Below are 26,530 nucleotides of genomic sequence, written 5' to 3'. Positions count from 1 at the left end.
CGGTGCACCGGCATCGGCCAAACCCCGTATCCGCCAATGACGACCCCCGCCGACGGGCGGGGGTACGCACGGTTCGGCGGCGTGACGGCACCCGTCGCCTCGGCGGGCACCGCGGGCCGGCGCAGCACGGTGGTCAGGCCACCTGTGCGGCCAGCTCGCCCTTCTCGTAACGCTTGGCCATCGCCTCCAGGCCGTAGATCTTGCCGATGCGGTCGGCCATGCCGGCGCAACCGAAGGCCTCGTAGCGCGCCTTGCAGATGCCGCTCATGGCCTTGGTGGCTTCCTTCAGGAACTTGCGCGGATCGAATTCCTTCCGGTTTTCGGCCAGGAACTTGCGGATCGAGCCGGTGGCGGCCATGCGCAGGTCAGTGTCGATGTTGACCTTGCGCACGCCATGCTTGATGCCCTCGACGATCTCCTCCACCGGCACGCCGTAGGTGGTGCCCATGTCACCGCCGTAGGTGTTGATGATGGCCAGCCAGTCCTCCGGCACGCTGGAGCTGCCGTGCATCACCAGGTGGACGTTGGGGATGCGGGCGTGGATCTCCTTGACGCGGTCGATGCGCAGCACCTTGCCGGTGGGCTTCTGCGAGAACTTGTAGGCACCGTGGCTGGTGCCGATGGCGATGGCCAGCGCGTCGACCTGGGTCTTGCGCACGAAGTCGGCCGCCTCGTCCGGGTCGGTCAGCAGCATCGAGTGATCCAGCGTGCCCTCGGCGCCGACGCCGTCCTCCTCGCCGGCCTTGCCGGTCTCCAGGCTGCCCAGACAGCCGAGCTCACCCTCCACCGAGACGCCACAGGCGTGCGCCATCTCCACCACGGTGCGGGTGACGCGCACGTTGTACTCGTAGTCGGACGGGGTCTTGCCATCTTCGCGCAGGCTGCCGTCCATCATCACCGAGCTGAAGCCGGACTGGATCGAGCGCATGCACACGCCCGGGGTGGTGCCGTGGTCCTGGTGCATGCAGATCGGGATGTCCGGGTACTGCTCCAGCGCCGCCAGCACCAGATGGCGCAGGAACGGCTCGCCGGCGTAGGAGCGCGCCCCCGCCGAGGCCTGCAGGATCACGGGGCTGCGCGTGGCCGCCGCCGCCTGCATGATGGCGTGGATCTGCTCCATGTTGTTGACGTTGAAGGCCGGCACGCCGTAGCCGTGCTCGGCGGCGTGGTCCAGCAGTTGACGCAGGGTGATCAATGCCATGGCGTTGCTCCTCGGGGAAAAGCGGATCAGCCGCGCGCGCGGCGTTGCAGGATCTCGAAGGCCGGCAGGGTCTTGCCCTCCAGCACCTCCAGGAAGGCGCCGCCGCCGGTGGAGATGTAGCCGACATCCTTCTCGATGCCGTACTTGGCGATCGCCGCCAGCGTGTCGCCGCCGCCGGCGATCGAGAACGCCTTGGAGCGCGCGATGGCCTGCGCCAGCGTGCGCGTGCCGTTCTCGAACGCGGCAAACTCGAACACGCCCACCGGCCCGTTCCAGACGATGGTGCCGGCGCTTTCCAGCAGCGCGGCCAGCTGCGCCGCCGTCTGCGGGCCGATGTCGAGGATCATGTCGCCCGCGCCGACCTCGGCAGCAGCCTTCACGGTGGCCGGCGCATCCGGCTTGAACTCCGGCGCCACGACCACGTCGACCGGAATCGGCACCTCGGCGCCGCGCGCCTTCATCGCCTCGATGACGGCCTTGGCCTCGCCGACCAGGTCGGGCTCGGCCAGGCTCCTGCCCACCGGCAGGCCGGCGGCCAGCATGAAGGTGTTGGCGATGCCGCCGCCGACGATCAGGCGGTCGACCTTCTGCGCCAGCGACTGCAGGATGGTCAGCTTGGTGGAGACCTTGGAGCCGGCCACAATCGCCACCAGCGGACGCGCCGGCTGCTCCAGCGCGCGCGTGATGGCGTCGATCTCGGCGGCCAGCAGCGGCCCGGCGCAGGCCACCGGCGCGTGCTCGGCGATGCCGTAGGTGCTGGCCTCGGCGCGGTGCGCGGTACCGAAGGCGTCGTGCACGAAGATGTCGCACAGCGCAGCCATCTTGCGCGCCAGCTCGGGGCTGTTCTTCTTCTCGCCCTTGTTGAGGCGGCAGTTCTCCAGCAGCACCACCTGACCCGGCGCCACCGTGAAGCCGCCGTCGACCCAGCGCTGGATCAGCGGCACCGGCTGGCCGAGCAGCTCGCTCAGGCGCTCGGCCACCGGGGCGAGCGTGTCCTCGGGCTTGGGCTGGCCCTCGGTCGGGCGGCCCAGGTGCGAGGTGACCATGACCCCCGCGCCAGCTTCCAGGGCCATGCGGATCGCCGGCACGGAGGCGCGGATGCGGGTGTCCTCGGTGATGCGCGCCACGCCTTCCTCGAAGGCCAGCGGCACGTTCAGGTCGGCGCGGATGAAGACGCGCTTGCCCCGGGCCTGGCCCTGGGCGCACAGATCGGCAAAGCGGATGAAGTCCATCGGGTTCGGGCTCCATGGGGCGCGGCGGCCGGCGGGCCACCGCGCGAGGGCGACAGCATGCGGCGAGCAGGTAGCGCCAGCCTTACAGCGAGCGCGCCACCACGCGCGCCATCTCCAGGCACTTGTTCGAGTAGCCCCACTCGTTGTCGTACCAGGCCACCAGCTTGACGAAGGTCGGGTCGAGCTGGATGCCGGCCTCGGCGTCGAAGACGCTGGTGCAGACCTCGCCACGGAAGTCGGTGGCCACGACCTTGTCCTCGGTGTAGCCGAGCACGCCGGCCAGGCCGCCTTCGGCCACCGGTTTGGCGGCCATCGCCTTCATCGCCGCGCAGATCTCGTCGTAGGTGGCGGGCTTTTCCAGCTCGCAGGTCAGGTCCACCACCGAGACGTCGCTGGTGGGCACGCGGAAGGCCATGCCGGTCAGCTTCTTGTTCAGGCTCGGGATCACCTTGCCGACCGCCTTGGCCGCACCGGTGGAGCTGGGGATGATGTTCTCGAGGATGCCGCGGCCGCCGCGCCAGTCCTTGTTGGAGGGTCCGTCGACGGTCTTCTGCGTGGCGGTGGCGGCGTGCACGGTGGTCATCAGGCCGCGCTTGATGCCCCACTGATCGTGCACCACCTTGGCCAGCGGCGCCAGGCAGTTGGTGGTGCAGCTGGCGTTGGAGATGATGTCCTGGCCGGCGTAGCTGCCATGGTTGACGCCGTAGACGAACATCGGCGTGTCGTCCTTGCTCGGCGCGCTCATGATGACGCGCTTGGCGCCGGCCTGCAGGTGCTTGCGCGCGCCAGCGTCGTCGAGGAAGATGCCGGTGGACTCGATCACCACGTCGGCGCCGACGTCACCCCAGCGCAGGTTGGCCGGATCGCGCTCGGCCGTCAGACGGATGCGCCGGCCGTTGACCACGAGGGTGCTGCCCTCCACCGCCACCTCGCCCTGGAAGCGGCCGTGCACGCTGTCGTACTTCAGCATGTAGGCCAGGTAGTCGGGCTCCAGCAGGTCGTTGATGCCGACGATCTCGATGTCGCCCTGGAAGTTGCGCAGCGCGGCGCGGAACACCATGCGGCCGATGCGGCCGAAACCGTTGATGCCGACGCGGATGGTCATGGTTGGTCTCTCCTGAATGGTGGTACGAAAAAGTCGGTGATCGGGGCCGTGGTCTCGGACTGCCGCTCAGCCCGCCACCGCGGCCGTCTGCAACGCCGCCGGCATCAGCGCCCCGAAGTCCGCGATCACGCGGTCCGGGCCGCAGGCCTCGATGGGCTCGCCCATGTTGTAGCCGTACGGCACGCACCAGACGGCGATGCCGGCATGGCGTGCCGTGGCCACGTCGATGGAGGAGTCGCCCACCAGCAGCGCGCGGCTGCGGTCAACCCCATAGCGTAACAGGCTGTCGGCCACGGCCAGCGGGTTGGGCTTCTTGACGGGCAGCGTGTCGCCGCTGATGACGCGGTCGAACAGGGATTCGAGCGCATGGGCCTGCAGCACACGGGCGGTGTAGCGCGCCTCCTTGTTGGTGACGACCACCCGGCGCACGCCGGCGGCGCGCAGCGCCTGCAGCGCCTCCACGACGCGCGGGTACGGGTGGCTGCGCGTGCCGCAGCGCGCCTCGTAGTGGCGCTGGAACACCGCCTCCGCCGCCGCGAAGCCGGGGTCGCCGCGCACGGCGTCGGCGCTGCGGCCCTGGCGTGCGGCCAGCGCCTGCACCAGCAGCTCGCGCGTGCCGTGGCCGATCCAGCGCGTCACCTGCTCCAGCGACGCCGGCGGCAGGCCCAGCTCGGTCAGCGTGTCGTTGACGGCGTCGGCGATCTCCGGCGCCGTCTCGACCAGCGTGCCGTCCAGGTCGAACAGCATCAGGTCGAACGGCAGCGCGGTGCGCGCCGGCGCGCTCACGCCAGCACCTCGCGCACGGCCTGCGCCACCTTGGCCGGGGTCAGGCCGAAGTATTCGTACAGCGCCGGCGCCGGGGCGGACTCGCCGAAGCGGTCGATGCCGACCACGCGGCCGCGGCGGCCGACATACTTGCGCCAGAAGTCCGGATGCGCGGCCTCCACCGCCACCGCCGGCAGCGCCGGTGGCAGCACGGCGTCCTGGTAAGCGGCGTCCTGGCGGTCAAACACGGTGGTGCTGGGCATCGAGACCACGCGCGTCGGAATGCCTTCGGCGGCCAGCAGCTCCTGGGCCTTCAGCGCGATCGAGACCTCCGAGCCGGTGGCGACGATCACCGCGCGCGCGCCCTCCATGTCCTTGAGCACGTAGCCGCCGCGCGCGGCGCCGTCGGCGTGCGCGCGCTGCGTGACCACCGGCAGGTTCTGGCGCGACAGGCACAGCGCGGTGGGGCCGTCGCGGCGCTGCACCGCCGCGGCCCAGGCCACCAGCGTCTCCAGCGCATCGGCCGGGCGCCACACGTCCAGCTGCGGGATCAGGCGCAGGCTCGGCACGTGTTCCACGCTCTGGTGCGTCGGGCCGTCCTCGCCCAGGCCGATCGAGTCGTGCGTGAAGACGTGCACGACGCGCTGCTTCATCAGCGCCGCCATGCGGATGGCGTTGCGGCTGTAGTCGCTGAAGGTCAGGAACGTGCCGCCGTAGGGCAGGTAGCCGCCGTGCAGCGCGATGCCGTTCATGATGGCGGCCATGCCGAACTCGCGCACGCCGTAGCTGAGGTGGTTGCCCCAGCGGTCGCGGCCGGCGATGGTGCAGCCCTTGAAGTTGGTCAGGTTGGAGCCGGTCAGGTCGGCGCTGCCGCCGAAGAACTCCGGGATCAGCGGCGCCAGCGCATCGAGCGCCAGCTGGCTGGCCTTGCGCGTGGCCACGGCATCGGTGCGGGCGGCGGCCGCGTCCAGCAGCGCCGGCAGGCGCTCGGCCAGCTCGGGCTTCAGTTCCCCGCGCATGCGGCGCTCGAACTCGGCGGCCAGTTCCGGGTGGGCCTCGGCGTAGGCGGCGAAGCGCTGGCGCCACGCGGCCTCGGCCGCCGCACCGTGGGCGCGCGCGTCCCACGCGGCGTAGATCTCGGCCGGGATCTCGAATGGCGCATGGGGCCAGTCGAGCGCCGCGCGCGTGGCGGCGACCTCGGCCGCGCCCAGCGCCGCGCCGTGCACGTCGTGCGTGCCGGCCTTGTTCGGCGAGCCCTGGCCGATCACGGTCTTGCAGCAGATCAGCGTCGGCTTGCCGTCCGGGCGGCGCGCCTGCGCCTTGGCCAGCCGGATCGCGGCGTCCACCGCCTCGGTGTCATGGCCGTCGACGTTGCGGATGACGTGCCAGCCGTAGGCCTCGAAGCGCGCCGGCGTGTCGTCGGCGAACCAGCCCTCGACGTGGCCGTCGATCGAGATGCCGTTGTCGTCGTAAATGGCGATCAGCTTGGACAGGCGCAGCGTGCCGGCCAGCGAGCAGACCTCGTGACTGATGCCTTCCATCATGCAGCCGTCGCCGAGGAAGACGTAGGTGTAGTGGTCGACGATGGTGTGGCCGGGGCGGTTGAACTCGGCGGCCAGCAGCTTTTCGGCCAGCGCCATGCCCACCGCGTTGGCGATCCCCTGCCCCAGCGGCCCGGTGGTGGTCTCCACGCCGGGGGTGATGCCGACCTCCGGGTGGCCCGGGGTCTTGCTGTGCAGCTGGCGGAAGGCCTTCAGCTCCTCGATCGGCAGGTCGTACCCGGTCAGGTGCAGCAGCGCGTAGATCAGCATCGAGCCGTGGCCGTTGGACAGCACGAAGCGGTCGCGATCGGCCCAGGCCGGGTTGGCCGGGTTGTGCTTGAGGTGGCGGTTCCACAGCACCTCGGCGATCTCGGCCATGCCCATCGGGGCGCCGGGGTGGCCGCTCTTGGCCTGCTCCACGGCGTCGACCGCCAGCATGCGGATCGCGTTGGCCATGCGGCGGGCCAGCTCGGGCGCCGGGGCGGCGCGGGAGGGGAGGTCGCTCAGGTTCATGTCGTCGTGCTCGTGGTCTCGAAAAGGGGGCGGACGCGTCAGGCCAGGCCCAGCGCGCGCTTGCGCCGCTCCATCATGCGCCAGATGAAGGGCGTGAAGATCAGCTGCATCGCGAGCTCCATCTTGCCACCGGGCACGACGATGGTGTTGGCCCGGCTCATCCACGAGCCGTCGATCATCGACAGCAGGTACGGAAAGTCGATGCCCTTGGGCTTGGCGAAGCGGATCACGCACACGCTCTCGTCGGGGGTGGGGATGTCACGCGCGATGAACGGGTTCGAAGTATCCACCACCGGCACGCGCTGGAAGTTCACGTGCGTCACCGCGAACTGCGGGCAGATGTAGTTGACGTAGTCCGGCATGCGGCGCAGGATGGTGTCCACCACCGCTTCCTGGCTGTAGCGGCGCTGCGTCTTGTCGCGGATGAGCTTCTGGATCCACTCCAGGTTGATCGAGGGTGCCACGCCGATCAGCAGATCCGGGTACTGCGCGACGTTGACCTTGTCGGTGACCACCGCGCCGTGCAGGCCCTCGTAGAACAGCATGTCGGTGTCCTCCGGCAGGTCCTCCCACGGCGTGAAGGTGCCCGGCTCCTGACCGTACGGCGCGGCCTCCTCCTCGCTGTGCAGGTACTTGCGGAAGCGCCCGCGGCCGGTTTCGGCGTAGGTCCTGAAGAGGTTTTCCAGCTCCTCGAACAGGTTGGCCTCCGGTCCGAAGTGGCTGAAGTGGCGGTTGCCGCGCGCCTCCTCCTCGGCCATGCGCTGGCGCATCTCCTTGCGGTCGTAACGGTGGAAGCTGTCGCCCTCGATGATGGCGGCCTTGACCCCCTCGCGGCGGAAGATGTTCTGGAACGTGCGCGTGACGGTGGAAGTGCCGGCGCCGGAGGAGCCGGTGATGGCGATGATCGGGTGCTTCTCGGACATGGCGGGGTTCTCCTCGGGTCGTCTCGAATCCGGTGGACGTCGCGGCGGCGGACCTTCAGTCGCGGAACAGCGAACGCTCGCCGAACAGCGGGTTGTCGTCCTTGTACGGCGCGGGCTCGCGGTGGTAGCGCTCGATGCGCTCGACCTCGTTCTTGCTGCCGAACACCAGGCCGATGCGCTGGTGCAGCGAGGTCGGCTGCACGGTCAGAATCGGCTCGCGCCCGGTGCTGGCGCGCCCGCCGGCCTGCTCCATGATGAAGCCAATGGGGTTGGCCTCGTACAGCAGGCGCAGCCGGCCGGGCTTGCTCGGGTCCTTGGTGTCGCGCGGATAGAGGAAGACGCCGCCGCGCATCAGGATGCGGTGCGCCTCGGCCACCATGCTGGCGATCCAGCGCATGTTGAAGTCCTTGCCGCGCGGGCCGGTCTTGCCGGCCAGGCATTCGTCGACGTAGCGCTTGACCGGCGGCTCCCAGAAGCGGCTGTTGGAGGCGTTGATCGCGAACTCCTGCGTGTCCTCGGGCACACGGATGTCGGGGTGCGAGAGGAAGAATTCGCCGAGGTTGGGGTCGAGCGTGAAGCCGTGCACGCCGGTGCCCACCGTCAGCACCAGCATCGTCGAGGGGCCGTAGAGCGCGTAGCCGGCGGCCAGCTGCTGGCAGCCCGGCTGCAGGAAGTCCGCCGCCGTCACGTCGCGGCCGCTGTCGATGACGTCCTGCGGCGCGCGCAGGATCGAGAAGATGCTGCCGACCGAGACGTTGACGTCGATGTTGCTGGAGCCGTCCAGCGGGTCGAACACCAGCAGGTACTTGCCGCGCGGGTATGCCGACGGAATGTTGCAGGGCTCGTCCATCTCCTCGCTGGCCATGCCGGCCAGGTGGCCGCCCCACTCGTTGGCGCGCACGAACAGCTCGTTGCTGATGACGTCGAGCTTCTTCTGTTCCTCGCCCTGCACGTTGATCGAGCCGGACTGCGCGCCCAGCACGCCGCCCAGCGCGCCGAAGGCCACGCTGCGCGCGATGGCCTTGCACGCCAGCGCCACGTCCAGCACCAGGGCGTTGAAGTCGCCGCTGGCGCTGGGGAAGCGGCGGCGCTGCTCGATCAGGAACTGCGTCAGCGTGGTGCGTTGGGACAGGGGCATCGGTGGGACTCCTCGGGTTTTCTTCGTATCGGGGATCGTCGGGGTATTCAGGTGACGGTGGCGACGGCCTCGGCGTGCCAGCGCCGCAGCGCCTCCAGGTCGACGTCCTGCAGGTCGTCCAGCACGCGCAGCGCGCCGGTGAAGTCGTGGTGCGCGGTGAAGGCGTTGCGGGTGATGACGGTGGCCAGCCCCGCCGCGCGCGCGGCCTGCAGCCCATTGGCCGAATCCTCCAGCGCCAGGCACTGCGCCGCCGGCAGACCCAGCCGCGCCAGCGTCTGGCTGTAGACCTGCGGGTGCGGCTTCTTGCGCGGCGCCGTGGAAGCGTCCTCCACCACGTCGAACGCCAGCTGCCAGTCAGGCCCCATCGCGCTGCGCAGCAGCGCGGCGATGTTGACCGGCGAGGTGGTGGTGGCGATCGCCAGCCGCAGGCCGGCGCGGCGCGCCTGCTCGATCAGCGCCAGCACGCCGGGGCGCAGCTGCACCGCGCCCTGGCGCACCGCCTCCTCGTAGAAGGCGGTCTTGACCTCGTGCAGACGGTCGATCAGCGCGCGCAGCTCGGTGCCGTCGATGTCCTGCCGCTCGGGGTGCACCTGCTGCCAGTAGTGACGGATGCGCTCCTTGCCGCCGGAGATCTCCAGCAGCCGGGTGTAGAGCGCCTCGTCCCAGTGCCAGTCCAGCCCCTCGCTGGCGAAGGCGGCGTTGAAGGCCGCGAGGTGGACGCGCTCGGTGTCGGCCAGCGTGCCGTCGACGTCAAAGATCAGGGCGTGGAGCATGGTGCACCTCCTGCAGCGATGGTCGGCATCACTATAAGCATCAGCTTACATAAGGTAAATTCACGTTTTCTTCACCTTCGATTCAGCTATCACTTAACCATGCGCAACGCCACCTTCCGTCAGCTGCGCATCTTCGTCGAGGTGGCGCGGCACCTGAGCTTCGCCCGCGCCGCCGAGGCGCTGCACCTGACGCCGCCAGCGGTGACGATGCAGATCAAGGAGCTGGAGGGCCACGTCGGGCTGCCGCTGTTCGAGCGTCAGGGCCGGCGCGTGGCGCTGACCACCGCCGGCGAGTACATGCTGGTCTACGCGCGCAAAGTCCTGGCCACGCTGAAGGACGCCGAGGACACCGCGGCGCGCCTCAAGCGCCTGGAGGCGGGGCAGCTGACGATCGGCATGGTCGGCTCGGCACAGTATTTCCTGCCGGCGCTGCTGGCAGCCTTCCGGCGCGAGCACCGCGGCGTCGACGTGCGGCTCGTGACCGGCAACCGCGAGCAGCTGCTGCGCCTGCTGCAGGCCAACGAGCTGGACGTGGCGGTGATGGGGCGCCCGCCGTCGGAGCTGGCGGTGCGCGCCGAGCCGTTCGCCGCGCACCCGCACGTGTTCGTCGCGCCGCTGGATCACCCGCTGCTGCGCGTCGGTCACCCGACACCGGAGGCGCTGGCGCCCTACCCGTTCATCGTGCGCGAACGCGGCTCGGGCACGCGCGCGCTGCTGGAACAGTTCGCGCAGCGCCACGGACTGGAGCTGCGCATCGCGATGGAGCTGCCGGACAACGAGGCGATCAAGCAGGCGGTGATGGCCGGGCTCGGGCTGGGCTTCGTGTCGCTGCATGCGCTGAAGCTGGAGCTGCAGCACGGCCTGATCGCGCGCCTGGACGTGGAGGGCACGCCGCTGGTGCGCGCCTGGCACGTGGTGCACACGCTGGCCAAGCTGCTGTCGCCGGCAGCGGAGGCGTTCCGCTACTTCGTGCTGGAGCGCGGCGAGGCCTTCCTGGCGGAGCGCTACGGCGCGCTGCTGCCGCTGGCGCCGCCGGGCGCCTGAGCGGCCCGCCAGCGCCGCACGGCGGCCCCCACGTCGGCGGCGCGCGCCAGCAGCGTCACCCCCGGCAGGCGGACGCGGCGCAGCGGCCGCTGCGCGCCGGCGCCGCCGACCCACAGCGCCACCGCCGGCGGCAGCGCCGCGCGCAGCCGCTGCACCGCCTCCAGCACGTCGCGCGGCGCGCTCCAGGCGCTGTAGCTCAGGCCGACGACGTCGACCGCGGTGCGCCGCGCCGCCTCGACGATGTCGGCCAGCGGCGTGGCCGGCCCCAGCGCCACGCAGCGCGCCCCGGCCTCGGCCAGATGGCACTGCGCCATCAGCAGACCGAGCTGGTGCGTCTCGCCCGGCGTGGTGGTCAGCAGCACGCACGGCCGCGCGTCCGCGGCGGGCTCGGCGGCCGCCAGCGCCTCGCGCAGCACGCCCTGCACGGTCTCGGTGAACAGGTGCTCCTGATAGACCAGCAGCTCGCCGCGCTGCCACGCCAGCCCGACTTCCACCGCCAGCGGCGCCACCAGCGCGTCGATGGTGGGGGCCAGGCCAAGCCGGCGCAGCGCTGCGCGCAGCTCGGCGCGCAGCGCCTCCACACGGTCCTCGCGCAGCCACGCGAGCGCGCGCGCCACGGCGTCATCCGCCCCCCCGGCGGCGAGCGGGGCCGCCGCCGGCGCGCTCAGCTGCTGCGCCAGCGCCTCCAGCTGCGCCGGCGGCAGGCCGACGATGCGCCCGGGGCGCAGGCCGGCGTCCATCAGGCGGCGGATCAGGCGCAGCCGCGCCAGCTGCGCGGCGTCGTACAGGCGGTCGCCGTGGCCGTCGCGGCGCGGCCGCGGAAAGCCGTAGCGCCGCTCCCACACGCGCAGCGTGTCCTTGCCGATGCCGGTGTCGCGCTCGACGTCGGCGATCGTCCACAGCGCGCCGTCGACGGTCTCGGAAGGAGTGGTGGCATCGGTCATGGGCGGGACGGCAAGGGCCGGGAACCGGCGGATGCAAAACGGGTCGATGGAGCATACAATGGTTTTTGTCCAAGACAAACTGGCGGTTCCACCGGGCCGCCGCCGGAGGTGCAGATGAAGGTCGCCGTCGTGGGATCCGGCATCGCGGGGCTGGCCGCCGCGTACCGGCTGCGCGCCTGCGCGCACGTCACGCTGTTCGAGGCCGGCACCCACTTCGGCGGCCACACGCACACGGTGGACGTGACGCTGCCGGGTCGCGACGGTGGCCCGGTCACGCACGGGGTGGACACCGGCTTTCTGGTATTCAACCACCGCACCTACCCGGGGCTGAAGGCGCTGCTGGAGGAGCTGCGCGTGCCGACCGCGCCGTCGGACATGTCGTTCTCGGTACAGCTGCCCGGCCCGGACGGACGGCCGGCGCTGGAGTGGGGCGGCGCGTCGCTGGCCACCGTGTTCGCGCAGCGGCGCAACCTGCTGCGACCGCGCTTCTGGGGAATGCTGGCGGACCTGCTGCGCTTCAACCGCCTGTGCACCGCGCTGGCGCAGCGGGGCGACGATGCGGCGCTGGCCGAACCGCTCGGAGATTTCCTTGACCGCCACCGCTTCGGGCGACCGCTGCGCGATTGGTACCTGCTGCCGATGCTGGGCTGCATCTGGAGCTGCCCGACCGACCAGATGCTGGCCTTTCCGGTCGGCACGATGATCCGCTTCTGCCACAACCACGGGCTGCTGCAGGTCCACGGCCGTCCGCAGTGGTACACGGTGGCCGGCGGCGCGCGCCAGTACGTGCAGCGCATCGTGGCGCGGCTGCCGGATGCGCGGCTGCGCACGCCGGTGCGCCGCGTCGAGCGCGATGAGGCCGGCGTGACGCTGTTCACCGACGCCGGTGCCGAGCGCTTCGACGAGGTGGTGCTGGCCACGCACAGCGACCAGGCGCTGGCGCTGCTGGCACGGCCGAGCGCCGAGGAGCGCGCGCTGCTGGGCGCGATCCGTTACCAGCCCAACCGCGCGGTGCTGCACACCGACGTGTCGGTGCTGCCGCGGCGCCGCGCGGTGTGGTCGGCGTGGAACTACGAGCGCGCCGCCGACACCGGCCGTGAGTCGGCGCGCGTGTGCCTGCATTACTGGCTGAACGTCCTGCAGCCGCTGCCGTTCGCGCAGCCGCTGGTGGAGTCGCTCAACCCGGTGCGGCCGATCGATCCGGCGCGCGTGATCGCCGAGTTCGAGTACGCGCATCCGGTGTTCGACGCCGCCGCCGTCGACGCGCAGCGCCGCCTGGGCGCGCTGCAGGGCCGATGGCACACCTGGTATGCCGGCGCCTGGCTCGGCTATGGCTTCCACGAGGACGGCCTGCGCGCCGGCCAGGCGGTGGCCGAGGCGCTGCAGGCCCGGCTGGCGCGGCGCCGTGCCGCGGCCTGAAGAGGCGGAGCCTGCCGCATGAGCCCCACCGCCCCGACCCCGCTGGAGGCCGAACGCGTCTGGATCGGCGAGGGCGTGGTGCGCCACCACCGTCTGCGCCCGCGTGCCCACGGTTTCGAACACCGAACCTGGTTTGCGCTGTTGCCGATGCACGCGCTGCCGCAAGCGGCGGCCGCCAGCGGCCTGGCGCTGAACCGCCGCGGCGCGATCGCGTTTTTCGACAGCGACCACGGCGATGGCCGCGGCCCCATTGATGGAGGTGCACTGACGTGGCTGCGCGCGCTGCTGGCCGCGCACGGGGTGCACGACGCCGACGGGCCGGTGTGGCTGCACACCTACCTGCGCGTGCTCGGCTACGCGTTCAAGCCGGTCAGCTTCTGGTACTGTCACCGTGCCGACGGCACGCTGCGCGCCATCGTCGCCGAGGTCAACAACACCTTCGGCGAGCGCCACTGCTACGTGCTGGACCGTCCGGCCTGGGGCGCCACGCTGCACGCGCCGAAGGCGTTTCACGTCTCGCCGTTCTGCCGCGTCGAGGGCGGCTATGCGTTTCGCTTTCTGCATGCGCACGCCGACGGCCAGCCGCGCACGGTGGTGCGCATCGACTACGCCGACCAAGCCGGCGCGCTGCTGCGCACCAGCGTCAGCGGCGCGCTGCGCCCCGCCGGGCCCGGCGACTGGCCGCGGCTGCTGTGGCGCCATCGCTGGCACAGCGCGGCGGTGATCGCGCGCATTCACTGGCACGCGCTGCGCCTGTGGCTCAAGGGCGTGCCCGTGCACGCCAAGCCGCCCGCCCCCGCGCTGTGGGTGACCCGCCAGAGCCCGCTCAACCCTACCGGAGCCGTCCGATGAGCCTGCTGTCCGCCCCTCCGCTGCCGCCCGGCGGCGATGCCACCGTCTGGCAGCTCGCCCTGCGCCAGGCCCCCGCGGCCGGCCGCAGCGTGCTGCGGCTGCTGCGCCAGATGCGCCACGGCCAGCTGGAGCTGCGCACGCCGCACGGTCTGACGCTGCGCTTCGGCGCGCCGCACGCCCCGGCTGGTTTACACGCGCGGCTGGAGCTGCACGACTGGCGCGTGGCCGCCGCCGCGCTGCGCCGCGGCGACATCGGCTTTGCCGAGGGCTACCTCGATGGCCTCTGGAGCACGCCGGACCTGGCGGCGCTGCTGCGCGTGATGCTGGCCAACCGGCGCGAGATCGATGCAGCCATCCACGGCCACTGGGCCGGGCGGCTGCTGTATCGGCTGCGCCACCGGCTGCGCCGCAACAGCCGCGCCGGCAGCCGGCGCAACATCCATGCGCACTATGACCTCGGCAATGGCTTCTACCGCCTGTGGCTGGACGACACCATGACCTACTCGTCGGCGTGGTTCGGCGGCGACTTTGGCCAGACGCTGGAGCAGGCGCAGCGCGCCAAGATGCGCCGCGCGCTGCAGCAGGCCGGCGTCGCCGAAGGGGCGCGGGTGCTGGAGATCGGCTGCGGCTGGGGGGCGCTGGCCGAGATGGCGGCGCGCGAGTTCGGCGCGCGCGTGGTCGGCGTGACGCTGTCGACCGAGCAGCTGGCGCACGGGATGCGGCGGCTGGCGCACGCGGGCCTGAGCGAGCGCGTCGAGCTGCGGCTGCAGGACTACCGCGACATCGCCGACGGGCCGTTCGATGCGATCGTCTCGATCGAGATGATCGAGGCCGTCGGGCAGGCCTACTGGCCGGCCTACTTCGACGCCGTGCGCCACCTGCTGCGCCCGGGCGGCCGCGCCTGCATCCAGGCCATCGTCATCCGCGACGAGCTGTTCGAGCGTTACCTGCGCGGCACCGATTTCATCCAGCAGTATGTCTTCCCGGGTGGCTGCCTGCTCAGCCGCGGCGAGATCCACCGCCAGGCGGCGCGCGCGGGCCTGCAGGTGCGCGACGAGCTGGCCTTCGGGGCCGACTACGCCGAGACGCTGCGGCGTTGGCGGCGCGCCTTCCTCGCGCAGCTTGAGGCCGTGCGGGCGCAGGGGTTCGACGAGCGCTTCGTGCGGCTGTGGACGTTCTACCTGGCCTACTGCGAGGCCGGCTTCGACGCCGGGGACATCGATGTGGTGCAGGTCACGCTCGAGCGCGCGTGAGCGGCGCGCGCTGCTGCGGGCCGTATCCGGCTGGCTGCTGCTGGCCTCTTGCGCCGCAAGTCCGCTTGCAGCCGCCAGCACAGAGCCCGGCGGCCTCGGTCCCACGCTGCTGCCGGGGGCGGCGCCGGTCGGGCGCGGCACGCTGCGTTTTCTGAGTTTGGCGGTCTATCATGCCACGCTGTGGGCCGTGCCCGGCTGGCAGCCCGGCCAGCTTGGGCAGGCGCCGCTGGTGCTGGAGCTGCACTACCTGCGCTCGTTCCGGGGCCGCGACATCGCCCAGCGTTCGCTGGAGGAGATGCGCCGCGCTGGGCCGATCGATCCGACCGACGAGGCGCGCTGGCTGGCCGCGATGCAGCGGCTGTTCCCGGACGTGGCCGACGGCGACCACATCGCCGGTTTGTGGGATCCGGCGCACGGGGCGCGCTTCGCGCTGGCGCGCGCGGGCGGTGTGCCGCAGCCGCTGGGCGAGCTGGCAGAGCCGCGCTTTGCCGAGCGCTTCTTCGGCATCTGGCTGGCGCCGACCACGTCGCAGCCGGCGCTGCGCGCGGCGCTGCTCGGACTTTCCGGCCCCACGGCGGCACGATGAACGGCGCGGCCCTGCCCTCCGCCGACGGCCTGCGCTACGGGCTGCTCGGCCTGCCGCTGGCGTTTGCGGCGCTGCCGCTCTATGTGCACGTGCCGCACGTCTACGCGCAGCTGGGGGTGCCGCTGGCGTGGCTGGGTGCGCTGCTGCTGGCCGCCCGCGCGTTCGACGCCGTCACCGACCCGTGGCTCGGGCGCGCGTGGGATCGTGCCTTCGCGCGCGGCGGTGTGGCCGCCGTGCTGCGGCGCGTGGCGGGGCTGGCCGCGCTGCTGGCGCTGGCGCTGGCGGCGCTGCTGCGTCCACCGGCGCTGCCGCCCGCGGCGCTGGCCGCCTGGGCGCTGGCCGGGGTGCTGGTCACGACGCTGGCCTACAGCGCGCTGGCGATCGCGCACCAGAGCTGGGCCGCGCGCCTGGGCGGCGACACCGCGCGGCAGGCGCGCCTGGCCGGCTGGCGCGAGGGGCTGGCGCTGGCCGGCGTGGTGCTGGCCTCGCTGTTGCCGGGGCTGATCGGCTGGCCCGCGACGCTGGCGCTGCTGGCCGCGCTGCTGGCGCTGGGCGCGGCGGCGCTGGCGCGCGCGCCGCGACCTCCAGCCAGATCGGCGCCGGAATCGACTGCGGCTCCGCAGGCCGGTTGGGGCCATCCATGGCGGCAGCCGGCATTTCGGCGCCTGGCGGCGGTGTTCGTGGTAAGCGGCCTGGCCAGCGCAATCCCGGCCACGCTGGTGCTGTTCTTCATCACCGACCGGCTGCAGGCTGCCGCCTGGCAGGGGCCGCTGCTGGCGCTGTATTTCCTCGCCGCGGCGGCGGGGCTGCCGCTGTGGCTGCGGCTGGTGCCCCGTCTCGGCGCCGTGCGCGCCTGGGGACTCGGCATGCTGCTGGCGGTGGCCAGCTTTGCCTGGACCGCCACGCTCGGCGCGGGTGACGTGGCGGCGTTCGCGGTCATTTGCGCGCTGTCGGGCCTGGCGCTCGGCGCCGACCTGGCGCTGCCGCCGGCGCTGCTGACCGGCGTCGTGGCCGCCGCCGGCGGGCGCGGCCGCCACGAAGGCGCCTACTTCGGCTGGTGGAGCCTGCTGGCCAAGGCCAACCTCGCGCTGGCCGCCGGGCTGGCGCTGCCGCTGCTGCAGCGGCTCGGCTACCAGCCGGGCGGCGCCGACCCCGTCGGCCTGCAGGCCTTGACGTTCGCCTACGCCGTGCTGCCGTGCGCGCTCAAGCTGCTGGCCGCGGCGCTGCTGGCCACGCTGCGGCGCTGCGATGCCCCTGCCCCCGCGTCCAGCGCGGTGGCGGCCACCCCCACCTGCGGAGTGCACCCGTCATGAACACGACTTGGCCTCCCTCCCCCGCCGTGCCCACGGCGACCCGCCGCGGCCGGCGCGCCACCGCGCTGGGCCTGGCGGCGCTGGCCCTGATGCTGGCCGGCTGCGCCACGCCGACGCCGCAGCAGTATGCCGCCGAGCGTCCGGTGCTGGACCTAAAGACCTACTTCAACGGGCGGCTGGTGGCGCACGGCATGTTCCAGGACCGCTTCGGCCACGTGCGGCGGCGCTTCATCGTCGAGATGAGCGCGCAGTGGCAGGGGCGCGACGGCGTGCTGGACGAGCGCTTCACCTACGGCGACGGCGCCACCGAGCGGCGCGTCTGGCGGCTGACCGACCTCGGCGACGGCCGCTACGAAGGCCGCGCCGACGACGTCGTCGGCACCGCGCAGGGCGTGGCCGCCGGCAACGCGCTGAACTGGCGCTACACGCTGGCCCTGCCGGTGGACGGGCGGGTGTGGGAGGTGCAGTTCGACGACTGGATGTTCCTGATTGACGAGCGCACGATGCTCAACCGCGCCACCATGCGCAAGTGGGGCATCCGGCTCGGCGAGGTGACGCTGTCGTTCACGCGGCTGGATCCATGAGCGCCAATCCCCCGCTGCGCGACTGGCACGGCCGGCGCGTCTGGATCGTCGGCGCCTCCAGCGGCATTGGCCGCGCGGTGGCCGCAGCGCTGCACGCGCGCGGCGCCAGCGTCATCGCCTCGGCCCGGCAGGCCAAGGCGCTGGCCGCCTGGGCCGCCGCCGCGCCACGGCGGCAGGCGCTGCCGCTGGATGTGACCGACCGCACCGCGGTGGCCGCCGCCGCGGCGCACCTGTGGGCCGAAGGGCCGGTGGACCTGGTGCTGCACGCCGCGGCGCACTACCAGCCGCAGCGCGCCACGGTGCTGGACCTCGACGAGCTGCTGCGCCACCAGCGCGTCAACGTCGAGGGCACGCTGCACGTGGTCGGCGCGGTGGTGCCGCGGCTGCTGGCGCAGGGCCACGGACACCTGAGCCTGATCGCCAGCGTGGCCGGCTGGCGCGGCCTGCCCCAGGCGCTGGCCTACGGGCCGACCAAGGCGGCGCTGATCCACCTGGCCGAAATCCTCCACCTCGACCTGCGCCCGCGCGGCATCGGCGTCAGCGTCGTCAACCCGGGGTTCGTGGCCACACCACTGACGGCGCACAACACCTTCCGCATGCCCGCGCTGCTGACGCCCGAGCAGGCCGCGCAGCGGATCCTGCAGGGCTGGGCAAGCGGCGCGTTCGACATCCATTTTCCCAAGCGCTTCACGCTCGTGCTGCGGCTGCTGCGCTGCCTGCCGTATCGGCTTTACTTCCCGCTGGTGCGCCGCGCCACCGGCCTGTGAACCCGCGCCGCCATGACCTCTGTGCCCCCTGCCCCGCCCGATCCCACCGCGCGCGCCGCCGCCGTGTTCGAGCGGCTCGGCGCCGAGCGCCTCGACGCGCTGGACGCCCTCTACGCGCCGGATGCGCGCTTCAAGGATCCGTTCCACGAGGTGCAGGGGCTTGCGGCGATCCGCGCGATCTTCGCGCGCATGTTCGCGCAGCTGGATGAGCCGCGCTTCGTCGTGCACGAGCGGCTCGGCGATGCGACGCAGGGCTTCGTCACCTGGACGCTCGCGTTCCGCTGGCGCGGGCAGCGGCAGGGGCGACGCATCCGCGGCGCCACGCACTTTCGCTTCGACGCCGATGGCCGCATCACCGAACACCGCGACTACTGGGACGCCGCCGAGGAGCTTTACGGCCAGCTGCCGCTGCTTGGCGCGCTGATGCGCTGGCTGGCCGCGCGGGTGGCCGGCGGCGCGCACCGGGGGTGAACCGGCGGCATGAGCGGCGTGCAGCTCGTCTGGTTCAAGCGCGACCTGCGCGTGCGCGACCACGCGCCGCTGGTGCAGGCTGCGGCGCGCGGGCCGGTGCTGGCGCTCTACATCGTCGAGCCCGGGCTGTGGCGCCAGCCCGACGCCGCCGCGCAGCACTGGGGCTTCATCCGCGAAAGCCTGCTGGAGCTGGACGCCGCGCTGCGCGCCACGGGCCGGCCGCACGCCGCGCTGCACGTGGCCGTCGGCGACGCGGTGGCGGTGCTGGCGGCGCTGCACCGCCGCATGGGCCTCGCGGCGATCCACGCGCACGAGGAAACCGGCAACGGCTGGACGTCCGCGCGCGACTCCGCCGTGCGGCGCTGGGCGCGCGCGCACGGGGTGGCGCTGCACGAGGTGGCGGCGTTCGGCGTCGTGCGCGGCCTGCGCGACCGCGACCGGTGGCTCGCGGCGCGCGAGCGGCTGATGCGCGCGCCGCAGGCCCCGTGGCCGCCGCCGCGGCTGGCGTTCGCGCCGTGGCCGTGGGCGGTGCGGTCCGCCATCGCGCCGCTGGCTTGGTGGCTCGGCGAGGATGGGGAACCGCGCGCCGGCCCGTGGCCGGACGCCGCCGCGCTGGGCCTGGATCCGTGGGAGCCGCCGCAGCGCCAGCGCGGCGGGCGCACGCGTGCCGAAGCCACGCTGCACGGTTTTCTGCAACGGCGCGCGGTGCGCTACCGCGGCGGCATCTCCTCGCCGCTGAGCGCCCCCGGCGCCTGCTCGCGCCTGTCGCCGTATCTGGCCTACGGGGTGCTGAGCCTGCGCGAGGTCGTGCAGGCCACCGAGGCGCGGCTGCAGGCGCTGGCCGACTGCCGCGGCCCCGGGCATGCCGAAGCCGCGCGGCTGCGCGCCGGCCTGCGCGCCTTCGCCAGCCGGCTCTACTGGCACTGCCACTTCATCCAGAAGCTGGAAAGCGAACCGGAGCTGGAGTGGCGCAACCTGCACCGCGGCTACGACGGCCTGCGCGAAGCCGAATGGGACGAGGCGCGCTGGGCCGCGCTGCGCGAGGGCCGCACCGGCTGGCCGATGGTGGACGCCTGCGTGGCGATGCTGCGCGCGCACGGGTGGCTGAACTTCCGCATGCGCGCGATGCTGGTGTCGGTGGCGGCCTACCCGCTGTGGCTGCACTGGCGCGAGGTCGGCCTGTGGCTGGCTCGCCTGTTCCTCGACTACGAACCCGGCATCCACTGGCCGCAGGTGCAGATGCAGTCCGGCACCACCGGCATCAACGCCACGCGCGTCTACAACCCCGTCAAGCAGGCGCTCGATCACGACCCGCACGGCACGTTCGTGCGCGCGTGGTGCCCGGTGCTGCGGCGCGTGCCGGATGCCTGGCTGTTCGAGCCGTGGCGCATGCCGGCCGGCGTGCAGCAGGCGTGCGGCGTGCGCGTCGGCGCCGACTGGCCGCAGCCCCCGGTGGAGCTGGAGGCCGCCCTGCGCACGGCCAAGGCGCGCCTGCACGCCTGGCGCCAACGCCCCGAGATGCGCGCCGAGGCGCAGGCGGTGGCGCAGCGGCACGGCTCGCGCCGCGGCATGCCGGGGGCCTTGGCGCGCGATCCGGCCACCGGGCTCGAACGCCGCTTCAGCGCCACCGGCACCCTGCGCCGAGCCGCCGCGCGCGCCGCTCCCCCGGCCGTACCCGAACAGCTCGGCTTCGACTGGTGAGTTCCGCGATGCACCGCAAGCCCTTCCTGCCGACCAAGACCTGCCTCGTCTGCGGCCGCCCGTTCGCGTGGCGGCGCAAGTGGGCGCGCGACTGGGAACGTGTCGTCTACTGCTCCGAACGCTGCCGGCGCCAGCGCCCTGCGGCGCGAAAGGAGTCCGACGCTTGAACGGCGCCTGTCTCGCCGCGCCGACCGGCGAGGCGGCCAGCGTGGCCGCACCGACGCTGCGGCTGATCCTCGGCGACCAGCTCGACCTCGACCACCCGTGGCTGTGCGAGCCGCGCGCCGACGTGCTCCACGTCATGATGGAGGTGCGCAGCGAGACCGACTACGCCCGCCACCACACGCAGAAGGTGCTGGCGATCTTCGCCGCGATGCGCGCGTTTGCCGCCGCGCTGCGCCAGCGCGGCCACCGGGTGCGCTACATCGCGCTCGACCACCCGCACAACCGGCAGGACGTGGTGGCCAACCTGCAGGCGCTGGCGCAGGCGCACGGTGCGCGGGCGGTGGAATACCAGCAGCCCGACGAATGGCGGCTCGATGCGGCGCTGCGCCGCTGGGCGCAGCAGGCGCCGCTGCCGGTGCGCATGGTGGAGACGCGGCACTTCCTGCTGCCGCGCGACGGCGTGGCGCGGCGGCTCGGCGCTCGGCGGCGCTGGGTCATGGAGCACCTCTACCGCGCGCTGCGCCGTGAACACGGCGTGCTGATGGACGGCGATCAGCCCGCCGGCGGACGCTGGAACTTCGACGCCGCCAACCGCCAGCCCTGGCGCGGCCAGCCGCCCGAGCCACCCGATCCCCGCCCGCGGCACGACGTGCGCGCGCTGTGGGCGATGGTGCGGCAGGCCGGCGTGGCCACCGTTGGCGAGCCCGCCGCCGCGGCGCTGCCGTGGCCGCTGACGCGCGCCGAGGCGCTGGCGCAGCTGGACGCCTTCGTCGAACAGGCGCTGCCGCACTTCGGCCCCTACCAGGACGCGCTGGCCGAGGGGCGCCCGCGCTTGTTCCACTCGCAACTGTCGTTCGCGCTCAACGTCAAGCTGCTGCACCCGCTGGAGGTGATCCGCCGCGCCGAGGATGCCTGGCGCGCCGGCCACGCCCCGCTGGCCAGCGTCGAAGGCTTCATCCGTCAGATCCTCGGCTGGCGTGAGTACGTGCGCGGCGTCTACTGGGCGCACATGCCGGGCTACACCGAACGCAACGCGCTGGCCCACACCCGACCGCTGCCGCGCTTCTACTGGGACGGTGAGACGGACATGGCCTGCCTGCGCGCCGCCATCGGCCAGACGCTGCGCGACGCCTACGCTCACCACATCCAGCGGCTGATGGTCACCGGCAACTTCGCGCTGATCGCCGGCTGCGACCCGGCCGAGGTGCACCGCTGGTACCTCGGCGTCTACGTCGACGCCTTCGAGTGGGTGGAGGCGCCCAACACGCTCGGCATGAGCCAGTGGGCCGACGGCGGCCTGATGGCCACCAAGCCCTATGCCGCCAGCGCCGCCTACCTGCAGCGCATGGGCGACCACTGCCGCGGCTGCCGCTACGATCCCCGGCGCCGCACCGGCGCCGACGCCTGCCCGTTCAACGCGCTCTACTGGGACTTCATCGCCCGGCACGAGGCGCGCTTCGCCACCCACCCGCGCATGGCGATGATGGTGCGCCAGTGGCGCCAGCTGCCCGACGACGAGCGGCACGCGGTGCGGACGTGGGCGGAGCATCTCGTGCAGCGATGGGATGACGCCTGAAGCTTCGGCCCGCTGCCTTGCCTTTCGCCACGGAACACGAGCCTAGAATCCTGTGGCGTACGACACGGCGTCGTCCACCTGTATCTCTCGCCTTTTGAACGTCCCACCGCATGATGCGCAACCGCGATTGGTCCCGATCGGAGCTGGAGGCGATCGTCGACGACTATCTCGTCATGCTGGCGCATGAGCTGACGGGCACGCGGTACAGCAAGGCTGCGCACCGACGAGCCCTGCAATCGCGCCTGCAAGACCGCTCCGAGCAGGCCATCGAGTTCAAATACTGCAACATCAGCGCAGCGCTGATCGACGCTGGCTACCCCTATTTGGCCGGTTACCGACCACGGTACCACTACCAGGCGCTGTTGAACGACGTCGTCACCGAGCGACTGGCGGCCAACACGAAGCTGCAAGACCTCGCCGCGGCAGACGCCGACCGGCCGATGGTCATGCCCGAAGTCGACGATGTGCTGGCGGTAAAACGCAATCCGCCCCATCTGAACGTGTCGCCCCCATCGCGGCCAGGCCTCGCGAGGCTCCAGTCCATGCCAAGGGTTGGTGGGGTCGACTACCTCGAACGCGAGGCCGCCAACCGATCTCTTGGCGCCGCCGGCGAGCAGTTCGTGCTCCGTTACGAACAGGAGCGGCTGACACGCCTCGGATGCGAGCAGCTCGCCGCTCGGATTGAGCATACGGCTCGGGTTCGAGGCGACCATGAGGGGTACGACATCCTATCGTTCGAACCGTCAGGCGAAGAAAGGCTGATCGAAGTCAAGACGACCAAGTATGGCGATCACACGCCGTTCTACGTCACCCGTCACGAAGTCGAGACGTCCAGCCGACACGCCGCACACTACCACGTGTACCGGCTGTACGAGTTCCGGCGCACGCCCCGCCTGTACATCCTGAGCGGCGCCATACGGCAAACCTGCCAGCTGTCTGCGGTCTCATTCTTGGCGTGGCCCCGGTAGTGAGCGTTCGGGTGCCAACTTCCGAACTCCGGGACTTCACGGCACTCAGGCCGGCAGCGTCTCCAGGGGTCAATTCAACACCTCGACATCGCCGCGCACCACCAGCAGGCCATAGTCCGGCTCATACGGCCGCAGCGCCGCGGCGATGCGCTCGCTGGTGACGGGGTCGCACACCACCTCGATGCGCACGTTGGCGCTCATGCGCCACTGGCCGCCGCGCTCGCCGCGCTGGCCGCGGCCGCGGCAGTCGCTGACGGTGTAGCCGACGACCCCGAGCCGGTCCAGCTCGCGGATCACCAGCGGCTCCAGCACCGCCTCGCAGTACACGGTCACGAGTTTGGCAGGTCGCGCCATGGCCGTCAGCCCGCAATGAAGGTCCGCGCCATCCACAGGTAGATCGGGATGCCGACGAAAAGGTTGAAGGGGAAGGTGATGCCGAGCGAGGCGCCGATCGACAGCGCCGGGTTGGCCTGCGGCACGGCAATGCGCATGGCCGCCGGCGCTGCGATGTACGACGCGCTGGCATACAGCGTAGCCAGCAGCGCCGCGTTGCCCACCGAGAAGCCCAGCTGCCGGGCCGTGGCGATGCCGATGGCGGCGGCCACCAGCGGCATGACGATGGCGAAGCCGAGCAGGAACACGCCGCTGGTGCGAAACGCTCCCGCGCGCGAGGCCGCCACCAGCCCCATCTCGAGCAGGAACAGCGCCAGCACTCCCTTGAAGGCGTCGCGGAACACCGGCGCGATCGGCGCGTAGCCGGCCTCACCGGCCACGTAGCCGATCACCAGCCCGCCGGCCAGCAGCAGGATGCTCTTGCCGAGGAACACCTCGTGCGCCAGGCGCCCCCAGTGCACCTGGCGCAGCGCCTGCAGGCGGCCACCGCCGCCGGCGGGCGCATCGCCCAGCCGCGCCAGCACCACGCCGAGCAGCAGCGCCGGCATCTCCAGCAGCACGAGGTAGATCACCATCACGCCGTCGTGGCCGATGCCGGCCTCGCCGAGCGCGGCCACGGCCACCGAGTAGGTGACCACGCTGACCGACCCGTAGTGGGCCGCGATGGCCGCCGCATCGTGGTGGCCGAACCGGCCCAGATGGCGCAGCACCGGGTAGGCGATCAGCGGGATCGCCAGGCCCGCGGCCAGCACCCACGCGCTGCTGTGCAACAGCTCCCCCAGCGGGTAGCGCGACAGCTCCACCCCGCCCTTGAGTCCGATGGCCAACAGCAGGTAGATCGACAGGGCCTCGTAGATCGCCGCCGGGATCTTGAGGTCCGACTTGCTCAGCCCGGCCAGCACGCCGAGCAGGAAGAACAGCACGATGGGGTCAAGCACGGTGCCGTTGAGAGCCGGGCGCGCGCCAAAGGTTCCGCCCCCGCGCCGGGCCGAGCCTTCAGCGCGCCAACGCCGTATACAGCAGCGGCAGGCGCTGGGGCAGCTGCTCGACGCGGTCGAGGATGAGGTAGTTGCGCGGCCCGAAGATCGAGGCGACGTAGCGGTCGGCGCGCGGATCCAGCGTCAGGCAGAACGGCTGCACACCCTGCGCCACCACGGTGTCGACGGCGCGGCGGGCATCGTGCCGCAGATAGGCCGGATCGCGCACGTCGACGTCGGCGGGCTCGCCGTCGGTGACGACCAGCAGCAGCCGGCGCGCCGCCGCCACGCGCCCCAGGTGATGGCCGGCGTGGCGGATGGCCGCGCCCATGCGGGTCGACAGCCGCCCCTGCATCCCCGCCAGGCGCGCCTTGGCCAGCTCGCCCCAGGGCTGCTCGAAATCCTTGAAACGCTCGTAGAAGACGTTGTGGCGGCCGTCGGAGCAAAAGCCGTGGATCGCGAAGCGGTCACCGACCTGGTGAATGGCCTGCCCCAGCAGCGCGGTGGCTGCGCGGGTCAGCTCCAGCACGGTGCGCTCGCTGCCCGGCAGCCGATCCTGGGTGGAGGCCGAAAGATCCAGCAGCACCAGCACCGCGATGTCGCGCACCTTGCGCTGCGTGCGCAGCATCACGCGCGGGTCGGGCTGGCGCCCGAGCCGGCGGTCCACCGCCGCCCGCACCGCGGCGTCCAGGTCGACGTCGTCACCGTTTTCCAGCTTGCGGATGCGCTGCACGCCCTGCGGCTGCAGCGCATCAAGCAGGCGGCGCAGCTGCCGCGTCACGTCCTGATGCTCGGCCAGCAGCGCCTCCACCTCGGCGGGATCGCCCAGTTTGGGCCGCTTCTCCAGCACCGTCACCCAGGCCGGCCGATCGAGCTGGAGGTGGTAGTCGAATTCGTCGTAATGGCGCGGCTCGGGCAACGGCTCGCGTCCCTCGCGCGCGTTGAACGAGGTGCCGTCGTCGTCGAACAGCTCGCTGGCGCAGACCCAGATTTCCTGCGCATCATCGCCGGCGGTCTCGACCTCGACCTCGTTGACCATCTCCATCACGGAGACGTACTTGCGTACCTGCCGCGGCGCCGCCTCGGTCGCCGGGACGTACCAATCGGCAGCGTCCGGGTCGAACTCCCACAGGTAGCGGTTGTCGTCGCGATAGTCGGGGCCGATGCGGTCGCGCTGCGGCGAAAAGGCCGCCCCGCGCGCGCGCAGCTGCGCCGCCAGCTCCAGGCCCAGTGCGTGCGCCGCGCGCGGGCGCTCCAGCGGCATGGTCTCGAATTGCTCGCGCGCCCACGCCACCAGCGGGTGCCCGTCCTCGTAGGCCGGATCCAGCAGCGCGCGCGCGATGCGCGCCAGTAGCGCCGCCGCCGTCTCGCCTTGCGGACGCGCGTCGTGCAGGCGCCGCCACAGATCGCCCAGGCGCGGAAAGCGCGCGATCGCCAGTGCCTCGGCGCGCGCGTCCTCGAACACGCCGACGCAGGCCTTCTCCAGCGCCCCGAGTCCGGCCCCCTCCAGGTGGCGCGGCAGCGAGACGATGTGGGCCGCGGCGTGCGCCGCCGCCGCGCGGTAGCGATCCATCGCCGTCACGTCGCCCTCGTCGTCCAGCGCGTCGGGCAGGTGCAGCACCTGGCCGGCGATGAACGGCCGCGTGGGCGCGTCGCCGTCGCCGGCGCTGGGCCGCAGCAGGAAGTCCCTCCCCCACAGCGCGCGCAGGTACATACCCAGCCGGCGCTGGATGTCGACGAACAGCGTGCCCTTGCGCTCCTTCTGCAGCACCGCCAGCGCTTGCGGCGACTGCAGCGCGAAATAGCGCGCCTGCGCCTCGTAGTCAGTGCGGTGGGCCTGGGCGCCCCACAGCGCCCAGCGCCGCAACCCGCCCAGCGTCAGCACACCCAACAGCGCATCCAGGTGCTCGAGCATCGGGCGCAGCCCGCGCGGCGCCTGGCCCAGCAGCACGTTGAGCAGCTGCAGGTAGCCGAGGAACAGCTCCGCATCGCCCAGCCGTCGCGCCGCCACCGGCGCCGTGGCCACGATCAGCTCGATCACCGCCGCCGACGTGCGCGAGGCAAACAGCAGGCATTGCTGGGCCAGCTCGGGGATGACGTCCTCGCCGACCTCGCGCGCCACCGCCGGGGCGGCCTCCAGCCACGACGTCACCACCCCCTCGCCGCGGCCCATGCGCGCCAGCGCCGCCGCCCCCTTGAGCCAGTTGTCCAGCCCGCGCGGCGACAGCACGCGCGCAGCCTCCTGCCAGGCCGCTTCCAGCGCCGTGCGCTGGGCAGCGCTCCAGCCCTCGGTCAGCTCGGCGTAGTCGGCCAGCCGCACGTCCCG

General features: G+C 72.3%; 25 protein-coding genes. 13 read left to right on the top strand and 12 right to left on the bottom strand.

Going from position 1 to position 26,530, the window contains the following annotated elements; genetic code table 11:
* Positions 1-133: 133 nt before the first annotated feature.
* The 8 genes from fba to Tsedi_RS03675 form a co-directional block, all read right to left on the bottom strand.
* Complete coding sequence (fba, locus tag Tsedi_RS03710) at positions 134-1,201, bottom strand: class II fructose-bisphosphate aldolase (protein WP_143893730.1); 1,068 nt, start codon at positions 1,199-1,201, stop codon at positions 134-136.
* 26 nt (positions 1,202-1,227) lie between these two features.
* A complete protein-coding gene (locus Tsedi_RS03705) occupies positions 1,228-2,433 on the bottom strand; it encodes a phosphoglycerate kinase (protein WP_143893727.1) in 1,206 nt (401 codons plus the stop codon).
* 82 nt (positions 2,434-2,515) lie between these two features.
* Entirely contained in the window at positions 2,516-3,538 is a 1,023-nt protein-coding gene (gene gap / locus Tsedi_RS03700; protein ID WP_143893725.1) for a type I glyceraldehyde-3-phosphate dehydrogenase, read from the bottom strand.
* A 66-nt stretch (positions 3,539-3,604) separates the two neighbouring features.
* Complete coding sequence (gene gph / locus Tsedi_RS03695) at positions 3,605-4,324, bottom strand: phosphoglycolate phosphatase (RefSeq protein ID WP_246099166.1); 720 nt, start codon at positions 4,322-4,324, stop codon at positions 3,605-3,607.
* Positions 4,321-6,357, bottom strand: a complete 2,037-nt coding sequence (tkt, locus tag Tsedi_RS03690; protein WP_143893723.1) for a transketolase — start codon at positions 6,355-6,357, stop codon at positions 4,321-4,323. Before tkt ends, gph begins: the two co-directional genes overlap by 4 nt.
* 38 nt (positions 6,358-6,395) lie before the next feature.
* Positions 6,396-7,280 carry a phosphoribulokinase gene (locus tag Tsedi_RS03685; protein ID WP_143893721.1) on the bottom strand — a complete coding sequence of 295 codons (885 nt, stop codon included), beginning with the start codon at positions 7,278-7,280 and terminating at the stop codon, positions 6,396-6,398.
* 55 nt (positions 7,281-7,335) lie between these two features.
* Complete coding sequence (locus Tsedi_RS03680) at positions 7,336-8,418, bottom strand: class 1 fructose-bisphosphatase (protein WP_143893719.1); 1,083 nt, start codon at positions 8,416-8,418, stop codon at positions 7,336-7,338.
* A gap of 47 nt (positions 8,419-8,465) precedes the next feature.
* Positions 8,466-9,191, bottom strand: coding sequence for an HAD-IA family hydrolase (locus Tsedi_RS03675; protein WP_143893717.1), 726 nt, complete (start codon positions 9,189-9,191; stop codon positions 8,466-8,468).
* Between the two features lie 99 nt (positions 9,192-9,290).
* On the opposite strand from Tsedi_RS03675, the gene Tsedi_RS03670 reads away from it, so the two are divergent.
* Positions 9,291-10,235: a LysR family transcriptional regulator gene (locus Tsedi_RS03670; protein ID WP_143893715.1), complete on the top strand. Its 945-nt coding sequence runs from the start codon at positions 9,291-9,293 to the stop codon at positions 10,233-10,235.
* Here Tsedi_RS03670 and Tsedi_RS03665 read toward each other — a convergent pair.
* On the bottom strand, positions 10,196-11,179 hold the full coding sequence (locus Tsedi_RS03665; RefSeq protein WP_143893713.1) for a MerR family transcriptional regulator: 984 nt from the start codon (positions 11,177-11,179) through the stop codon (positions 10,196-10,198). The two genes, Tsedi_RS03670 and Tsedi_RS03665, sit on opposite strands and share 40 nt — an antisense overlap.
* A 114-nt stretch (positions 11,180-11,293) precedes the next feature.
* On the opposite strand from Tsedi_RS03665, the gene Tsedi_RS03660 reads away from it, so the two are divergent.
* From Tsedi_RS03660 to Tsedi_RS03605, 12 genes are all read left to right on the top strand, one after another.
* Positions 11,294-12,598, top strand: coding sequence for an NAD(P)/FAD-dependent oxidoreductase (locus tag Tsedi_RS03660; RefSeq protein ID WP_143893711.1), 1,305 nt, complete (start codon positions 11,294-11,296; stop codon positions 12,596-12,598).
* Between the two features lie 18 nt (positions 12,599-12,616).
* On the top strand, positions 12,617-13,450 hold the full coding sequence (locus Tsedi_RS03655) for a DUF1365 domain-containing protein (protein WP_143893709.1): 834 nt from the start codon (positions 12,617-12,619) through the stop codon (positions 13,448-13,450).
* On the top strand, positions 13,447-14,703 hold the full coding sequence (locus Tsedi_RS03650; protein WP_143893707.1) for an SAM-dependent methyltransferase: 1,257 nt from the start codon (positions 13,447-13,449) through the stop codon (positions 14,701-14,703). Before Tsedi_RS03655 ends, Tsedi_RS03650 begins: the two co-directional genes overlap by 4 nt.
* A gap of 157 nt (positions 14,704-14,860) precedes the next feature.
* Positions 14,861-15,289, top strand: coding sequence for a chalcone isomerase family protein (locus Tsedi_RS03645; RefSeq protein WP_221934196.1), 429 nt, complete (start codon positions 14,861-14,863; stop codon positions 15,287-15,289).
* The gene (locus Tsedi_RS03640) at positions 15,286-16,602 is read left to right on the top strand and encodes an MFS transporter (protein ID WP_143893703.1); all 1,317 of its coding nucleotides are present in this window, start codon (positions 15,286-15,288) and stop codon (positions 16,600-16,602) included. Before Tsedi_RS03645 ends, Tsedi_RS03640 begins: the two co-directional genes overlap by 4 nt.
* On the top strand, positions 16,599-17,186 hold the full coding sequence (locus tag Tsedi_RS03635; RefSeq protein WP_143893700.1) for a DUF3833 domain-containing protein: 588 nt from the start codon (positions 16,599-16,601) through the stop codon (positions 17,184-17,186). Before Tsedi_RS03640 ends, Tsedi_RS03635 begins: the two co-directional genes overlap by 4 nt.
* Complete coding sequence (locus Tsedi_RS03630) at positions 17,183-17,953, top strand: SDR family NAD(P)-dependent oxidoreductase (RefSeq protein WP_143893698.1); 771 nt, start codon at positions 17,183-17,185, stop codon at positions 17,951-17,953. Before Tsedi_RS03635 ends, Tsedi_RS03630 begins: the two co-directional genes overlap by 4 nt.
* Positions 17,954-17,965: 12 nt before the next feature.
* The gene (locus Tsedi_RS03625; RefSeq protein WP_143893696.1) at positions 17,966-18,424 is read left to right on the top strand and encodes a nuclear transport factor 2 family protein; all 459 of its coding nucleotides are present in this window, start codon (positions 17,966-17,968) and stop codon (positions 18,422-18,424) included.
* Positions 18,425-18,433: 9 nt separating this feature from the next.
* Entirely contained in the window at positions 18,434-20,125 is a 1,692-nt protein-coding gene (locus Tsedi_RS03620; RefSeq protein ID WP_143893694.1) for a cryptochrome/deoxyribodipyrimidine photo-lyase family protein, read from the top strand.
* A gap of 8 nt (positions 20,126-20,133) precedes the next feature.
* Positions 20,134-20,292 (top strand): DUF2256 domain-containing protein, encoded by a 159-nt coding sequence (locus tag Tsedi_RS03615; protein ID WP_143893985.1) that lies wholly within the window; start codon positions 20,134-20,136, stop codon positions 20,290-20,292.
* Positions 20,289-21,866 (top strand): cryptochrome/photolyase family protein, encoded by a 1,578-nt coding sequence (locus tag Tsedi_RS03610; RefSeq protein ID WP_143893692.1) that lies wholly within the window; start codon positions 20,289-20,291, stop codon positions 21,864-21,866. Before Tsedi_RS03615 ends, Tsedi_RS03610 begins: the two co-directional genes overlap by 4 nt.
* Positions 21,867-21,976: 110 nt before the next feature.
* Positions 21,977-22,834, top strand: a complete 858-nt coding sequence (locus Tsedi_RS03605) for a protein NO VEIN domain-containing protein (RefSeq protein ID WP_246099165.1) — start codon at positions 21,977-21,979, stop codon at positions 22,832-22,834.
* A 69-nt stretch (positions 22,835-22,903) separates the two neighbouring features.
* Here Tsedi_RS03605 and Tsedi_RS03600 read toward each other — a convergent pair whose 3' ends face one another.
* The 3 genes from Tsedi_RS03600 to Tsedi_RS03590 are packed head-to-tail and all read right to left on the bottom strand — an operon-like array spanning position 22,904 to position 26,524.
* Positions 22,904-23,188, bottom strand: coding sequence for a P-II family nitrogen regulator (locus tag Tsedi_RS03600; protein ID WP_143893690.1), 285 nt, complete (start codon positions 23,186-23,188; stop codon positions 22,904-22,906).
* A gap of 5 nt (positions 23,189-23,193) precedes the next feature.
* Entirely contained in the window at positions 23,194-24,165 is a 972-nt protein-coding gene (locus Tsedi_RS03595; RefSeq protein WP_143893688.1) for a sodium-dependent bicarbonate transport family permease, read from the bottom strand.
* A gap of 58 nt (positions 24,166-24,223) precedes the next feature.
* Entirely contained in the window at positions 24,224-26,524 is a 2,301-nt protein-coding gene (locus tag Tsedi_RS03590; protein ID WP_143893686.1) for a nitric oxide reductase activation protein NorD, read from the bottom strand.
* Between the last annotated feature and the right edge of the window lie 6 nt (positions 26,525-26,530).

This window comes from Tepidimonas sediminis, from assembly GCF_007556605.1.
Classification (GTDB): domain Bacteria; phylum Pseudomonadota; class Gammaproteobacteria; order Burkholderiales; family Burkholderiaceae_C; genus Tepidimonas; species Tepidimonas sediminis.
The sequence above is the reverse complement of the archived record's forward strand: the minus strand, read 5'-3'. Positions and strand labels throughout refer to the sequence as shown.